This is a genomic window from Halococcus agarilyticus (genome assembly GCF_000334895.1).
GTDB classification, from domain to species: Archaea; Halobacteriota; Halobacteria; order Halobacteriales; family Halococcaceae; genus Halococcus; species Halococcus agarilyticus.
The window spans coordinates 209,536-224,595 of the sequence record NZ_BAFM01000001.1 but is presented as its reverse complement, the minus strand read 5'-3'; the positions used below and the strand labels follow the sequence as shown (position 1 = coordinate 224,595).

The window sequence follows — 15,060 nt, the reverse complement described above, 5'->3', positions numbered from 1 at the left end:
TGCCGTCCGCACACGGCGCGTCCGGCGCGCTGGCGGATCGCCAGCCGACGACTCCCCCCAGATGAACAACCTTGATATCCATGCCGGGACGACACCCGTCCATGGTTCGACTGGCAGTCATAGCCCACTCTACGCGGTTCGACGAGCGTCGTTCTCCCGAGGCAGGGCGGTGACGGTCATCGCCGATATCACGATCCCGAGCGAGGACTTCGTGTTGGGCGAGACGATGCGGGCCGTGCCGGCCGACCGCATCGAGATCGAACAGCTGGTTCCATCGAGCGGCCTCGCCTTACCTTACTTCTGGATCGAGGCGACGGATGCCGACACTGCGGAAGCCGCACTCGGCGAGGAGCCGGTGGTCGAAGCCGTCACGCAGGTCGATGCGTTCGACGATCGGGTGCTGTTCCGGATCGAGTGGACCGAGGACGTCGACAGTTTCCTCGCCAATCTCGTGGCGTACGAGGTGGCCGTGCTGGAGGCGGTCGGCACCGACGACGAGTGGCAGTTCCAGCTCCGCTTTCCGGAGTACGACTCGCTGTCGGCGTTCTATCGCGCCGGGATCGAGGACGGCGTCGACATGGAACTGGACCGAGTACACAACCCGGTCGAGGCGGCGTCGCGGTCGCGGTTCGGGTTGACGACGGATCAAAAGGAGACACTCACCGCGGCCTACGACGGGGGCTACTTCTCGATTCCCCGCGGAACCACGATCAGCGAACTCGGCGAGACGCTCGGGGTCTCCGACTCGGCGGTGTCACAGCGGCTCCGCCGCGGCGAGTCGTCCCTCATCACGGCGACGCTGCTCACCGCGGCCGACACGTCGCTTTCGGGCCACCGGGAGTGATCGACGGCTCCCCCGTCCCGCCTGAAGCCCGGCGTGATGCGACGATTGATAAAACCCTTCGCTGTCGAAGCCGAACCTCGATGGTTCGACATCTCGTAGATGTCGACAGCGAAGGACGATGCCACTTCGTGACTCCGAGTTCGATCCAACGACACGAGCGGAGTTCGAAACGCTAGTCGAGACACTCGTCCACGCCGCCCACGACAACCACATCGATCCCGACGGCGGCATCGACGTGCGCCATCCGTCGACGGACGTCCCGGACTGGACGGTCGAGATCACCGAGATCGAGAAACGACGCCGCGAGTAGCCGCCGTCCGGCCACGGCGATCACCCACCGCCGAGACGGGCATCGAGAGCTGCGGCCAGAGCCGGCAATGCCGTCCCTGTCGAGAGGGTATAAAAACGCCTTCGCCGTTCCAGCCGAGAGTGCTTGTCGCTGCGGATCCAACGCTCGTGTAGCCATGGAACTGCTCGATCCGCTGCCCTCCCGCCCGCTGAAGCGGGCCGATATCGAGCGACTCAGAGCACGCACCATCGTGGACGGGTTCATCGAACTCGCCTCCCGCGAACACACCGTCCGGAACGATGGCCTCGAACGAGCCGTGGCTCTCGCCGACCGCACGGTGATCGATCTCGCCTTCGAGGACGGTGCGTGGAAACGGACGGTGCTCGCCCGCGATGCCGACAGCCAGCGCCATCTCGACGAAGCACTGGAGCAGCTCGACCGGCGCTGATGGAACAGTGATGCCGGCCGAACACTCTTCGGCGCGAGTCCGGCTGTCGGGCCGACATCGTGCCCGTGACGACGAGCGATGCGGGCAGTAGCTGATGTCGAATCACGTTTTATCACGATTCCGACTAACGAGTCGTCCGAGCCGGACGTCGAACTCGTGCTCGCCACTCGGATCGTGCGACCGACCCGATGCTGTGAGCGTATCTCCTGTACGTAGACCTACCAAGGCGGGGAAGGAGAGTGGATATCCAAGGCCGTCCGTCTGTCGGGGCTGACCGAGAACGGTTCACGGGACTTCGGACTCCAGCACGCCTGGCGCACCGGAGGGCCTCCGTTGCGTGACATCCTCCGAAGGGTCCCCTCCCGCCGGGCGGATTCGTGTTCGTTCAGGGCTTGTGGTTTTAGGGTCGCGGCCCGAACAACGACCATGCCCAGTTACATCGCCCGCATCGACGTGAACGAGGACGAGTTCCAGAACCCCCAGGAGCTGGTATCGGTCTGGGGAACCATCCGCGAGGACATCGAAGGCCTCGGCGGCGAAATCCTCCAGACGTACGTGGTTCTCGGGGACTACGACTTCCATCTCGCCTTCGAGGTCGAGAGCGGCGAAACGGCGTTTCAAGTCTCGCAGGCCATCGAGCGCCACGGTCTCGACACGAACACGATGCGGACGCTCCCACTGGAACGGATCGGCGAACTCGTCGACGATATCTGACCTCGCGACGTCGAACCACTGTTCGGGAGTTCGCTCCGAGGACAGCGTTCACGACCCACCGAGTCATCCCCTTATCGCGATTCGACCGACTCCTCAACGTCGAATCGGGGGCCGTCGTCGGTGTCCTCGATCGCCACCCCGAGTGCTTCGAGGTCGGCCCGAAGGGCGTCGGCCCGGTCGTAGTTGCCCGCCGCGCGCTCGGACTCGCGCACGTCGAGCACGAGCTCGACCAGCTCGTCGGCGAGGCGCACGTCACCCTCGGTGTCGTCGTCGCTGAACGCCAGGCCGAGCACGCCGCCACCGAGCTCCTCGAACGCCTCGACCGCCGCCCTGAGTCCCCGGTAATCGTAGGACCCCTCCGCGTCGAGGTGGGCGTTGAGAGCGGTCGCGATCTCCGACAGCGCCGACAGCGCTTCTCGGGTGTTGAAGTCGTCGTCCATCGCGGTCTCGAAGGCCTCCCGAGCGTCCGCGACCGCCTCCCGGAGTTCGCTGTCCTCGACCTTCGCCCCCGCGTCGGGGCCGTCGATGGCCGCGACGCACCGCTCGTGGGCGCGGTCGAGGCGCTCCCAGCGCTCCGTGGCCTCCTCGACGGTGGCGTCGCTGTAGGTCTGTCGCTGACCGTACGACGCAGAAAGCAGGAACGTTCGCAGAGCGTTCGTGCCGAGCTCCGCGACCGCCGCCTCGACGGTGGCGTAGTTCCCGAGGCTCGAACTCATCTTCTCGCCGCCGGTTTCGAGCAGCCGGACGTGGAGCCAGTAGCGCGCGAACCGTTCCCCGGTGGCGGCCTCGCTCTGGGCGATCTCGTTCTCGTTGTGCGGGAACGCGATGTCCTGACCGGCGACGTGGATGTCGAGGGTCTCCCCCAACGTCGCCATGCTCATCGCCGAGCACTCGATGTGCCACCCGGGCCGGCCCTCGCCCCACGGCGACTCCCACGTCTCGCCGCTCGGTTCAGAGAGCGGGTCGGCGTCCGCCGGTCGGTGCTCCGTGAGGTCTTCGGGGGACTCGGCCCCGGCCTTCCAGAGCGCGAAATCGGCGGGGTGGCGCTTCTCGCCGCGTTCGTCGGGATCGCCCTGCGCTTCGATCTCGTCGATGTCGTGGTTCGAGAGCTTGCCGTAGTCCTCGAAGGCCGTGACGTCGAAGTACACTGATCCACTCGATTCGTAGGCGTACCCCTTCTCGATCAGGGTCTCCACGAGGTCGACGATCTCGGGAACGTGCGCCGAGACCCGTGGGTAGACCTCCGCGCGCTTGAGGTTGAGCGAGCGCATGTCCCGCAGGGTCTCGCGGATGTACTTGCGGGCGACCGCCGCCTCCGAGTCGCCGTGTCCCTCCGCCCCGATCCGCGCGACGATCTTCTCGTTCACGTCGGTGAAGTTCTCGACGTGGCGCACGTCGTAGCCGCGATAGGAGAGCCAGCGGTCCATGACGTCGGCGTGGACCCACAGGCGCGCGTGGCCGAGGTGTGCCGGGTCGTACACCGTGAGCCCACAGACGTAGAGGAGCACCTCGTCGGGATCTTGTGGCTCGAACGGCTCCTGCTCCCCGGAGAGCGTGTTCGTCACGCGCAGCGTCATCACTCTCTCCTACGCGGGCCGGCGTTTCAATCCGTCGGACTCCGGGTCGTCGGCTCGGGAACCGCTGCCAGCGCGTCCTCGACGATCCGGACAGTGTCAGGTCCGTCGCGGCGCTCGACCGCCACGACCAGGGCCCCGCCCGCGACGCCCGCCGCGGCGACGCCGACGTCCGCGACCGCCAGGCGATCGAGCGCACTTGCGAGCGCCCGGGCGTCGACGTCGCCGGTCGCGAGGACGCCCGTCAGCGAGCCGCCGTCGACGAGCCCGGCTCCGCCGACCGCGAGCAGCGCGTCCTCGCCATTCCTGTCGTCCTCGTCGTCGATTTCGTGGCTCTCGGAGTCGCTCCCGCCCTCGATGCCGAGCCCGCTCCGCATCGTCACTCGGGCTTCGTGGGTTGCGGTCTCGTACTCGGGGAGGTCCTCGGCGTAGCGCCGGAGTGCGGCCACGACGGCGTCGGTCTCGCCCACGTCGAGGAAGCGGGCGGCGGCGGCGTAGTTCAATACCCCAGCGCGGAGTGCAGTATGGACGAACGGGTTCCGCCGGACCGCTTGCCTGGTATCGGTTGCGAGGGACATGACTCCACCCGCGACCCGAACCCCGAAAAACCCGTCGCGAGGACCGCGTTTCGTCGCCGTATCGGATCGGCGTCGCCGCTGTTTTCGGGCGAACGAAGTCCTTTTGAGGCGTCTGACCGACTAGTCAGTATGGGTAGTGTGGTACGAGTCGAACGGACGAAGACACACGAAGCCGGCGCGGAACGCCGCGGGATCGTTCGTGACGTGGTTCCCGAACTCACTGGATGAGCAACGGCGATCCCGACGGCGGTGCCGTCGCCGGCACCGACCACTCGGTTCGGTACGTCGCGGGAGCGCTCGTCGCAGGGGTGTTCTTCGGTGGAGTCGGCGGCGGCGTCGCCTTTCCCACCCTGCCCGCGCTCGGCGACGTGCTCGGCATCTCGGCGCTGCTGGTCGGGCTGATCCTCTCCGCCAACCGGATCGTCCGGCTCGTGGTCAACACGCCCGCCGGACAGATCCTCGATCGGGTCGGTACTCGTCGGCCGATGCTCGCCGGGTTCTTCCTCCAAGGGCTCGCCCCGTTCGGCTACGTCCTCGGCCTGAACGCGACGCTCGTCCCGGTGCTCGACGCCGGCGGGGTCTTCTTGCTTTCGCGGGCGGTCTGGGGCGTCGGCTCGGCGTTCGTCTTCGTCGGCGCGTTCAGCACCATCACCCGGGTCACGAACCCCGACAACCGCGGGACGTGGGTCGGGTACATGCGCGGCGGCCAGAGCCTCGGCTTCCCCGCGGGTCTCGTGCTCGGCGGGCTCCTCGCCGACACGCTCGGCTACACCGCGGCCTTTCTCGCCGCCGGCGGCGCGGGCCTCTTTGCCTTCCTCGTCGCGTTTGCCGTGCTCCCGAACATCCGACCCAACGCTGGAGAGCGCAGCGGGCTGACCGACCTCCCGCGGATGGTGCGTGCGGACGTCCGGATCTTCACCGTGGGCGCGGTCAACTTCACCGTCAGATTCCTGTTCGCCGGCGTGTTGCTCTCGACGGTGGTGCTCTACGCCGCGGCGAACGCCATCGAGATCGGCTTTCTCAGCGGCGCGGGCGCGAGCGGGATCGTGATGGCCGTCGGCGTGCTCTTCTCCAGTGTGACCACCGTGATCGTCGGCTCGGTCTCCGATCGCCTCTCGAACCGCGCACTCCTGACGCTGCCCGCGCTCGCGGTCTTCGGCTCCGGGTTCGGGCTGCTCGCGCTCGTGCCGACCCTCCCGAGCACGCTCGCCGGCGTCGCGCTCATCGGGATCGGCGTCGGCGGCACCAACCCGCCGCTGCTCGCGTACCTCGGCGACATCAGCCCCGCCGACGACACGGGCAAACTCGGTGGTGTCTACAACGTCTTCGGCGATCTCGGATCGAGCGCCGGCCCGCTGATCGCGCTCCCGCTCGCGAACGTCGTGGGGTTCACCGTCGAGTACCTGCTGTGTGTCGCGCTGGTGGTGCTCGCCGGCGTGCTCGTGGCCGCGACGCTGTTCGGCGAGGACGCCACGGTCTCCCGCACGGCGGTGCCGGGCGACGACTGAACCCCGGAGGCGAAGCCACTAAGCCCGTCGCACTCCTCGATTCCCGTATGCCGGCGCTCGTCATCGCCGCCCACGGCTCGCACCTGAATCCCGGCTCGCACGATCCGGCCTTTGCCCACGCCGACACGATCCGCGCGGCCGGCGCGTTCGAGGAGGTTCGCGAGGCGTTCTGGAAGGAAGAGCCCTCCTTTCGCGAGGTGCTCCGCACGCTCGACAGCGAGCAGATCTATGTGGTTCCGCTGTTCGTCTCGGAGGGGTACTTCACCGAGCAGGTCATCCCGCGCGAGCTCCGTCTTGAGGAGTGGGACGTCGCGGACTGGAACTCCGAGGGGACCGACGCCGACCACGTCACGCTCACCGCCGAGGACGTCGGCAAGACGGTTCACTACTGCGGTCCGGCGGGCACGCACGAATCGATGACCGACGTGATCGTCCAGCGCGCCGAAAGCGTCACGGGCGATCCCGATGTCGGCGAGGGATTCGGGCTCGCGGTAGTCGGCCACGGCACGAAACGCAACGAGAACAGCGCGAAGGCCACCGAGTACCACGCCGAGCGGGTCCGCGAGACCGGCCGGTTCGAGGAGGTCCACGCGCTGTTCATGGACGAGGAACCCGAAGTCGACGACGTGACCGAGTTCTTCGAGAGCGATGACGTGGTGGTCGTGCCCCTGTTCGTCGCCGACGGCTATCACACCCAGGAGGACATCCCCGAGGACATGGGGCTGACCGACGATTACCGAGAGGGGTACGACATACCTACCGAAGTCGACGGCACCCGGATCTGGTACGCGGGCGCGGTCGGGACCGAGGCGCTGATGGCCGACGTCCTCCTCGAACGCGCGGCCGACGCCGGCGCGGACGTCGGGAACGCGCTCGACCTGGTTCGACAGCGCACCGGCGGGACTGCGGCGGCGGGCGATTGAATGAACGACGCTCAGTTGCACGCGCTCCGCGAGGCCGCGACCGACGGCGTTTCGTGCGACGGGCTCCGTGCCGAGCGAACCGAGGACGGATACACGTTCGCGACTCCGGAGGCGACCCACGAGGGACTCGACGAGGCGGGGTTCGACGCGCTCGCCGAGGCAAACCCGTGGCTGGTCTCGAACTGGCACGTCTGGGCGGACGCGAGCGGCGCGCGCGCGGCGTACTGCCGGTGGATCGAGCGCGCCGACGACCTCGGCGTGCGCGAGCGCTACGAGGCGCTCGTCGAGGGCCTCTCCAGGGAGTGGGGACAGCTCCTCGTCACCGCCGAACTCGGCGAGGACGGCGGGCGCGTCTACGAGCTCCGCCACGTCGACGACGCCAACGCCGAGCCCGACGCGCTCGCGCTCCACGACGACCCGCTCGATGCCCGCGAGATCGCCACACTCGACGCGGACGGTCGCTACCGACCGCTGAAGACCGCGCCGACGCTCCAGCGGGGCTGGCGGTTCGCGGCGCTCGACGGCCGTGACCTCGTTCGCACTGTGGAGTTCTTCTACCCGGCGACGGTGGCGAACTGGCAGCGCGAGCGCGAGGGCGATCTCGACGTGACGCACTTCCGCGAGACCGCCGAGCGCCAGACCGGGATCTACGACGTAGTCGACGAACTCGATCCCGAAGGGGTCGAGAACCTCGCCCGAGCGTGCTGTGTCGACTCGCAGTGTCTCAAGCGTCGGGAGTGGGACGAGGACGACGAAGCCGAACTCGACGCCCCGCGCGGCGACGGCGAATTCCCCTGCCGGGAGCCGTGCTCGCTCGTGATCGCCGCCGCCCGCCAGTGGGCGATCCTCGAGAGCGAGGACTCGCGCACCTACGAGTTCGAGCTGACGCCGAGCGAGAAGACCCAGCTGGAGGAGATCGTCGGCGCGGTCGCGGAAGGACGGACCGACGAGATCCGCGAGGCCGACGTCGGCGACGGCGCGAACCGGTATCGGGCGCGGTATCTCCGGGCGAAACTGACCGACGAGGACGGCAGCTTCGAGAACGTCTCGGGCGGTCAGTAGAGCAGCAGATAGCCCGCAACCACGAGCCCGCCGAGCACCGCGATCGTGCCGACGAACATCGCGAGCCCGTCGAGAAAGAGGAGCCCGATCCCGATCAGGATCACCAGCGCGGTACCGGCCAGCAGGCCCGGGGTTTCGAGACCCGACGACCGTCCGGCAGTCGACCGCGTCGTGGTCGACCGCGAACTCGACGTGCTCGATCGAGAGGCCGACGAGGCGGTCGTGGTCGTGCTCGCTGCACCGGACGAGCGCGCCGTGGTCGTGTTGGACCCCTGGATCAGCGACTCGTCGATCTCGACGGCCTGCTTGCCGGCGGTCGGCTCGACCGCGATCTCGATATCGTGGGTCTCGCTGCCGTAGGCGGTGGCGACGGTGAGCGTTCCCGTGAGGGGGCCGGGATCGTGGACGCTGATCGGCACTCGCTCGACCGCGCCGGTTCGGATGTAGTGGTTGCCCGTCGGGAGCGAGGCGATCTCCCCGAGCCCGTCGTCGAGCCGGAGGTGGGCGTGGGCGGCCTCGCCGTGGTTCTCGATCTCGACCACGAACGAGTCGGCGGTTGCAAAGCTGTCGGGAGCCTCGATGGAGTGCAGGCGATCGCGATTGAGGTGGATGGCGAGTGTCTCAGGCACGGTCGACTCCCCGCATCTCAGGCCGGCGCGTCGTCGCGCATGTCCGGTGGGAGGAGGTTCGGGATCCCCTCTTCGATGGGGTACTCCTCGCCGCACTCGGTGCAGACGAGTCGCCCTTCGAGCACCTCGTCGTCGTTTCGCTGGATGGGTTCGAGTTCGAGCTCCTGTTTGTCCATCGGACACCGGATGATGTCCATCAGCGACTCCTTCATCGGTGCTCACCCCTACTCATACGCGAGGCGAGGCCCGGCGGTGATAAAAACGTGGCGCTCGCCCGCGGTGCGAGAGCGGTGGCGGCGGGCGGTGCAGTTGCTGGGCGGTGCGGCTGCGGCGAACGGTGGCGGCAGCGGTGCGGCTGCTGGGCGGTTGCGGCGGCGGTGCGATCCTGGTGGATGAAGGGCGAGCGTCGGGCGGTGCGAACGGAGTGAGCACCGCCGAACGCGCGAACGGGGAGGAACGACCCGTGAGCGAGTGAAACGAGCGAGGGCTTCTGCGGTGTTGTGCGATGGCGACGTGGTTCCTCGGTGGATCGAGGGCGAACGACCGAAGGGAGTGAGGGCTCGGGCGGTGCTGTGTGGTAGCGGCCGGGGAAAGCGTAGCATCCACGCGAGCGAAGCGAGCGGGTGTTTTTAGTCCACCGGAAGACTCGCTTCGCTCGTCTTCCGAGCCTTGCTTCGCTTCGCTCAGCAAGACAGGTTTTTCGAGAGGGTCCTCAGTCGCTCGCTTCGCTCGCTCCCTCGAACCCTCTGTAAAAAAGTGGGTTTTAGAACGGATCGTCGAGCACGATCGTCTGCTCGCGGTCGGGACCGACGCCGATCGCGAAAATCGGGACATCGAGTTCGTCGCCCACGTACTCGACGTAGGTCCGGGCGTTCGCAGGGAGCGCGTCGTAGCCCTCGCGTGCGACCGCGTCCCAGTCGGCGTCGGACCAGCCGTCGAACGTCCTGTACTGGGGTTCGCACTCGCTCCAGCGCTCGGTGGTCGCGGGCATCGTCGTGACGGTCTCGCCCGCGAGGTCGTAGGCGTGACCCACACGGATCTCCTCGATCCCCGCGAGCGTGTCGACGTGGTTGATCGCGAGTCCGGTAAAGCCGCTCGCGCGCGCCGCGTGGCGGAGCATCGGCATGTCGAGCCAGGCGATCCGCCGCGGCCGGCCGGTGACGGTGCCGTACTCGCCGCCGGCCTCGCGGATGTGTGCGGCGAGATCGGTCATGTCGCGGTTGCCGCCGCCCGCCGGGGTCTGGCCCTCGACGAACCCCATCTCGGTCGGGAGCGGCCCCGCCCCGACCCGCGAGAGGTACGCCTTGACGATGCCGACGATCTCACCGCTGCCGACGACGGTCGGCCCGAGGCCGGTCCCCGTGGCTGCACCGCCGGCCGTCGGGTTCGAGGAGGTCACGTAGGGGTAGTTGCCGTGATCGAGGTCGATCGCGGTGCCCTGCGCGCCCTCGAACAGGAGCCGATCGCCGCGCTCGCGGTGTGCGTCGAGGAACGCCCCGCAGTTCACCGGCATGTCGTTCGTGGCGAGGCGCTCACCGTACGAACGGTACTCGGCGAACAGTTCGTCGACGTCGAACGCGCCGTCGAACGCGTCGGGATCGACCCCATAGACGGACTCACAGATCGCGCGTTTCTGCGGGACGAGTCCTTCGAGTCGATCGCGGAGCACGTCGGCATCGAGGAGGTCGCCGATCCGGACCCCGCGCCTGGCCGCCTTGTCCTCGTAGGTCGGTCCGATCCCGTTGCCGGTGGTGCCGATGTGATCGTCCTTCGAGTCCTCCTCGATACCGTCGAGCGCGCGGTGGTACGGGAAGATGACGTGGGCGCGCTCGGCCACCCGCACGTCGGGGTCGAGACCGCGCTCGCGGAGCCCTTCGATCTCGTCGAACAGCGTCGCGGGGTTGATCACACAGCCGTTGCCGAGCACGCCGGTCTTGCCCCGGATCGCGCCGCTCGGCACGAGCGAGAGCTTGTACTCGGTGTTTTCGTCGCCGGCGTCGGTGGCGTCCGCCGTCGTGGCTCCACCGTCGGTCGCACGGTCGTCGTACACGACGGTGTGGCCGGCGTTGTCGCCGCCCTGGTACCGACACACTACGTCCGCGGTCTCACTCCAGCGGTCGACCATCCCGCCCTTGCCCTCGTCGCCGAGCTGCGCGCCGACGATCGTCACGGTCATGACCGAGAGTTCCGACGTTCGGGATAAACCGATTACGGTGTGACGGCCGCTCCTCGCTGAGCGCTTCGCCGCGACCGTCCAAGAACGACACCGTTCCCGGGCACTCATTGGTGACAGTTACCGTCGGCCGGAACGTATATGTGATAACCATCCATAGCGCTTCCGAGAACCGAGACGGCGGCCCGGACCGGCCGGACGCGAAATCGAGCGGGCCGAACTCGCCGCTCGTCGAGTCTCCCGCCGTTCGCGGCAGTAACCTTTAAACCGTCTCTCCACGAGTTAACAAGTGCCATGATAGACCGACTCGAAAAGGAAGTCGATATGCTGGAGCGACACCTGCAGGTGTTGCGCATCGTGATCGAGAGCGAGCCGATCGGGATCGTGAAGATGTCGAACGAGACCGGCTACCCCCATCACAAGGTGCGGTACTCGCTGCGCGTGCTCGAAGAGGAGACCCTCATCGAGCCGTCGAGCCAGGGTGCGATCACGACCGAGCGTACCGCGGAGTTCGTCGAGGACCTCGACGGCAAGATCGACGGGATCGTCGAGAAGCTCGACGGGATGAAGATCGAGGACGCGGCGGAGATCGAATCGTAACGCGACCCGACGGCACCTCGTTTCCCTCGGTAGCGATCGGCCGAACAGTGCCGTCTCGCGGTGTGCAACGTCCCGACCCTCGCGCCGCGTGAGAGCGTCTGTGAACCTCTCGTCGTGTAGCGTGTTCCGGAAACAACCGGTAGCCGTCGATTTCGGGTGAGTGCGGCGTTTCACGACGGGCGTCGTGACCTCACTTCAGCCGTTCCTGAAGGAAGGAGGGATGGGCGGCGGTGACGCCGTCGATCGGGAGCACCACGTCCGCGATGATCGCGCCGACCGCGTCGCCGTCGGGCGCGCGGATCTCGGCCATCAGGGTGTGGTCGCCGCTCGAACTGTAGAGGGTCTCGATCTCGGGTGCATCCTTGAGCTCACGGGTCGCCTCGACGTAGCGCCCGCTCTCGACCTCGATCCCGACGAGCGCGATCGAGCGCCCGGAAAGCTTCTTCGGGTCGATGTCCGCGGAGTAGCCCACGATCACCCCATCGCCCTCGAGCTTGTCGATGTACTTCCTGACCGTGGGCTTCGAGACCCCGGCCCGATCCGCGATCTCGGCGTAGGAGGCCTGGGCATCCTCCTCCAGAACGGCGAGGATGCGATCCTCGGTGGCGTCCGCACTCATGGTCGATAGTTGGCGCGCGTGAAAAAATATCTTCCGAATCGAAAACCACGGCTCGGGTCGGCAGAACCGGGGCGGGCTTACTTGTGAACGTCGAGCAGGTCGTAGCTGCGCTCCCACTCGTAGTCGTCGTCGAAGTACCGCTCGGCCAGCGGCTCCTCGGGCATCTCCCCGGTCTCGCGTTTCTCCTGGCCGTAGGATCGTCGGTCTTCCTCGACGTAGAATCGACCCGTGAGAACCTCGCCCTCGTAGAGCTTGTCCTCGGTCTCGTGCATCATCTCGGCGGCCTCGCGCCGGTCCGCAACGTCGAAGTCGTAGTCGTCGGACTGCTGGACGTCGGTGTAGGGGACGTACTGCTTGGCGTCCTTGTTCCAGGTGGGACACTGGGTCAGGAAGTCGACGTGGGCGAACCCGTCGTGCTCCATCGCCTCGGCCAGCACCTCGGTCGCCTGGCGCGGGTTGACCGCCGCGGTCCGGGCGACGTAGGACGCGCCCGCCGACAGCGCCATCGAGAGCGGTCGGATCGGGTCCTTCGCCGAGCCGTGGGGCTGGGTCTTCGACTTGTGGCCCTTCGGGCTGGTGGGGGAGGTCTGGCCCTTCGTGAGCCCGAAGATCTCGTTGTTGAACACGATGTACAGCATATCGTGGTTCTCGCGGGCGGTGTGCATGAAGTGGTTCCCACCGATCCCGTAGCCGTCGCCGTCGCCGCCCGCCGCGATCACCTCTAGCCCTGGGTTCGCGAGCTTCGCGGCCCGGGCCACGGGCAGCGATCGGCCGTGGATCGAGTGAAAACCATAGGACTCGAAGTAGCTCGACAGCTTGCCCGAGCAGCCGATCCCGGTCACGAGCAGCGTCTCGTCGGGCGTCCGGCCGATCTCGGGCATCGCGCCCTTCAGCGCCTTCAGCACGCCGAAGTCGCCACAGCCGGGACACCACGTCGCCTGGGGCTCGATGCCCGGCGTGAACGCCTCCCGGTCGATTCCCTCCTCGTCCGCACCGTCGATCGCGCTGAATGACTTGCTCATTGATTAATCACCTGCGGCGGGTTCGATCCGGACCTGCGCCGTCGGGGGTTCGGTGCCGCCGTTCACCTGCACTTCGAACCCCTCGACGATCTCGGCCGGTTCGAACGGATTGCCGTTGTATTTCAGCAGACTCGATAGCTTCTCGCCGAAGCGGCCCAGCTCCTTCTGGGTGAGCCCGCGGAACTGTGCGCTCGCGTTCATCTCGACCACGAGACAGTCCTCGACCGATTCGAGGAACTCGGTGACGTCGGCTTTCGGGTAGGGCATCAGGTCGCTCACGCCGAGGGCCTTCACCGAGTGCCCGTCGTCGTTGAGCCGCTCGACGGCCTCCTCGACGGTGCTCTGCTGGCTGCCCCACGTCAGGATGCCGTACTCGGCGTCGTCCGGTCCGTAATGCGTCTGCCGGTCGAGTTCGGTGTCGTCTAAGTCCTCGCGGATCGCGTCGAGCTTGCGGAGGCGGCGGTCGGTCTGGGCCACCCGGTTGTCGGGGTCCTCGGAGATATGCCCTTGGGGAGTGTGCTCGTTGCCCGACGCGAGGAACCGGCCGTCGGACTGGCCGGGGATCGATCGGGGGCTCACGCCGTCTTCGGGATCGTGCTGGAACCGGTTGAACTTCCCCGAGGCGTGGTGGGACGCTTCCGCGATCTCCTCCTCGGTCAGCGTGCTCCCGAGATCGGGGTTGGGTTCGCGATCGAAGTGGGCCTCGGGAACGTTGATCGTCTCGCCCGAGAGCTTCTGGTCGATCACGATCACGGCGGGGATCTGGTACTCGTAGGCCACCCGGAACGCCTCGCGCGCCTGGTCGTAACACTCCGCGACGGTGCTCGGCGCGAACACTACACGATTGGAGTCGCCCTGGCTGGTGTAGAGGATGTGTTCGAGGTCGGCCTGCTCGGGTTTGGTCGGCATCCCGGTCGAGGGCCCCGCGCGCATCGCCTCCACGAGCACGAGCGGCGTCTCGGTCATCTCCGCCAGTCCGAGCGGTTCGCTCATCAGCGCGAACCCGCCACCCGAGGAGCCACTCATCGCCTTCACGCCGGCGTGAGAGGCCCCGATGGCGAGCGAGGCGGCGGCGATCTCGTCCTCGACCTGTTCGGAGATCCCGCCCACCTCGGGGAGATGCTGGGTCATGATGGTGAACACGTCGGTCCAGGGGGTCATCGGGTAGCCCGCGATGAACCGACAGCCCTCGTCGAGCGCGCCGTACGCCAGCGCGTTCGAGCCGTTGAGCAGCACCTGCTGTTCGTCGTGCTCGTCGGCGGTCGGGGCTTCGAGGTCGTGGCTGTGATCGAGGTCCGCCGCCGTCTCGTAGGCCTCCTCCAGCACGGTGAGGTTGTCGTCGAGGATGTCCCCACCCATGTTGTCGCTCATGAGCTCCTCGAAGGGGTCGGTGTCCATTCCGAGGAGTGCGGCCGTCACGGCGACGCCCGCGGTGTTGCGCATGATCTCGCGGCCGTGCTCGCGCGCGATGCCGCGGAGATCCATCGGGTAGACGTGCCAGTCGTTCGCCTCGACCCGCTCCTCGAAGTCGTCGATCTCGCTCTCGTCGAGCAGCCCCTCGTCGTAGACGATCACGCCGCCCTCCCGGAGGTCGTCGAGGTTCTCCGACAGCGGCTTGGCCTCCTCGTTGCCGTAGTAGGCCTCGTCCTGGGGGTTGCGTGCGAAGCTGTCGCCGAGCGCGAGCAGGAAGTTGAACCCGTCGCCGCGGGATTTCACCTCGTGCTCGGCCGCACGGACCTCGACGTAGGTGTGGCCGCCACGGATGCGCGACGGGTAGTGTCGGTGCGTAAAGACGTTCAATCCAGCCCGCATCAGTGCCTTGGTGAAGCTCTGGCTGGTGGAGTCGATCCCGTCGCCGGAACCGCCCGCGATCCGCCAGATGAGTTCGTTTCCTGTCATGGCTGTCCTCGCGCGTGTGGTGGCGTTTGTGACGATGTTATAAAAGGGTTTCCAGCAGATCGATATTAGTCTATCATGTGGGTTTGGCATATATTCACATATACGATCATCGACGATCGCCTATCGCGTGCCGATCGTGTGACCGCGGCCGCTCCTCGCTAGCTCCGGGACGAAGATC

Annotated in this window: 16 protein-coding genes; 8 read left to right on the top strand and 8 right to left on the bottom strand. The window is 67.3% G+C overall.

What is annotated here, in order from left to right:
* Positions 1–169 precede the first annotated feature (169 nt).
* The 4 genes from TX76_RS01030 (at position 170) to TX76_RS01015 (ending at position 2,295) form a co-directional block, all read left to right on the top strand.
* Entirely contained in the window at positions 170–844 is a 675-nt protein-coding gene (locus TX76_RS01030; RefSeq protein ID WP_049898417.1) for a helix-turn-helix domain-containing protein, read from the top strand.
* A 118-nt stretch (positions 845–962) separates the two neighbouring features.
* Positions 963–1,154, top strand: coding sequence for a hypothetical protein (locus tag TX76_RS01025; RefSeq protein ID WP_049898415.1), 192 nt, complete (start codon positions 963–965; stop codon positions 1,152–1,154).
* A gap of 154 nt (positions 1,155–1,308) precedes the next feature.
* Entirely contained in the window at positions 1,309–1,581 is a 273-nt protein-coding gene (locus TX76_RS01020; protein ID WP_049898413.1) for a hypothetical protein, read from the top strand.
* Between the two features lie 426 nt (positions 1,582–2,007).
* Positions 2,008–2,295 carry a GYD domain-containing protein gene (locus tag TX76_RS01015; protein ID WP_049898411.1) on the top strand — a complete coding sequence of 96 codons (288 nt, stop codon included), beginning with the start codon at positions 2,008–2,010 and terminating at the stop codon, positions 2,293–2,295.
* 71 nt (positions 2,296–2,366) lie between these two features.
* Here the strand turns inward: TX76_RS01015 and cysS are convergent, their stop codons facing one another.
* Together cysS and TX76_RS01005 are read right to left on the bottom strand one after the other, a co-directional pair.
* Entirely contained in the window at positions 2,367–3,872 is a 1,506-nt protein-coding gene (gene cysS / locus TX76_RS01010; protein WP_049898410.1) for a cysteine--tRNA ligase, read from the bottom strand.
* Positions 3,873–3,898: 26 nt separating this feature from the next.
* Entirely contained in the window at positions 3,899–4,447 is a 549-nt protein-coding gene (locus TX76_RS01005) for a DUF7523 family protein (RefSeq protein WP_049898407.1), read from the bottom strand.
* Between the two features lie 224 nt (positions 4,448–4,671).
* Here TX76_RS01005 and TX76_RS01000 point away from each other — a divergent pair, with 224 nt between their 5' ends.
* Genes TX76_RS01000 through TX76_RS00990 form a run of 3 tightly spaced genes read left to right on the top strand, consistent with a single transcriptional unit; the run spans position 4,672 to position 7,940 of the window.
* The gene (locus TX76_RS01000) at positions 4,672–5,955 is read left to right on the top strand and encodes an MFS transporter (RefSeq protein ID WP_049898405.1); all 1,284 of its coding nucleotides are present in this window, start codon (positions 4,672–4,674) and stop codon (positions 5,953–5,955) included.
* Positions 5,956–6,002: 47 nt separating this feature from the next.
* Positions 6,003–6,878 (top strand): CbiX/SirB N-terminal domain-containing protein, encoded by an 876-nt coding sequence (locus TX76_RS00995; protein ID WP_049898403.1) that lies wholly within the window; start codon positions 6,003–6,005, stop codon positions 6,876–6,878.
* Entirely contained in the window at positions 6,879–7,940 is a 1,062-nt protein-coding gene (locus TX76_RS00990) for a DR2241 family protein (protein WP_049898402.1), read from the top strand.
* Here the strand turns inward: TX76_RS00990 and TX76_RS00985 are convergent.
* From TX76_RS00985 to TX76_RS00975, 3 genes are all read right to left on the bottom strand, one after another.
* A complete protein-coding gene (locus tag TX76_RS00985) occupies positions 7,934–8,569 on the bottom strand; it encodes a DUF7524 family protein (protein ID WP_195155969.1) in 636 nt (211 codons plus the stop codon). The two genes, TX76_RS00990 and TX76_RS00985, sit on opposite strands and share 7 nt — an antisense overlap.
* Before the next feature lie 17 nt (positions 8,570–8,586).
* On the bottom strand, positions 8,587–8,781 hold the full coding sequence (locus TX76_RS00980) for a methytransferase partner Trm112 (protein ID WP_049898400.1): 195 nt from the start codon (positions 8,779–8,781) through the stop codon (positions 8,587–8,589).
* 551 nt (positions 8,782–9,332) lie between these two features.
* Positions 9,333–10,745, bottom strand: a complete 1,413-nt coding sequence (locus TX76_RS00975) for an adenylosuccinate synthase (RefSeq protein WP_049898399.1) — start codon at positions 10,743–10,745, stop codon at positions 9,333–9,335.
* A 291-nt stretch (positions 10,746–11,036) separates the two neighbouring features.
* Here TX76_RS00975 and TX76_RS00970 point away from each other — a divergent pair, with 291 nt between their 5' ends.
* Entirely contained in the window at positions 11,037–11,342 is a 306-nt protein-coding gene (locus TX76_RS00970) for a hypothetical protein (RefSeq protein ID WP_049898397.1), read from the top strand.
* Positions 11,343–11,532: 190 nt separating this feature from the next.
* Here TX76_RS00970 and lrpA1 read toward each other — a convergent pair whose 3' ends face one another.
* The 3 genes from lrpA1 to TX76_RS00955 all read right to left on the bottom strand — a co-directional run bounded on the left by lrpA1 (position 11,533) and on the right by TX76_RS00955 (position 14,882).
* Complete coding sequence (gene lrpA1, locus TX76_RS00965) at positions 11,533–11,961, bottom strand: HTH-type transcriptional regulator LrpA1 (protein WP_049898396.1); 429 nt, start codon at positions 11,959–11,961, stop codon at positions 11,533–11,535.
* A gap of 77 nt (positions 11,962–12,038) precedes the next feature.
* On the bottom strand, positions 12,039–12,983 hold the full coding sequence (locus TX76_RS00960; RefSeq protein WP_049898395.1) for a thiamine pyrophosphate-dependent enzyme: 945 nt from the start codon (positions 12,981–12,983) through the stop codon (positions 12,039–12,041).
* Positions 12,984–12,986: 3 nt separating this feature from the next.
* Positions 12,987–14,882, bottom strand: coding sequence for a 2-oxoacid:acceptor oxidoreductase subunit alpha (locus tag TX76_RS00955; RefSeq protein ID WP_049898392.1), 1,896 nt, complete (start codon positions 14,880–14,882; stop codon positions 12,987–12,989).
* Positions 14,883–15,060: the final 178 nt, after the last annotated feature.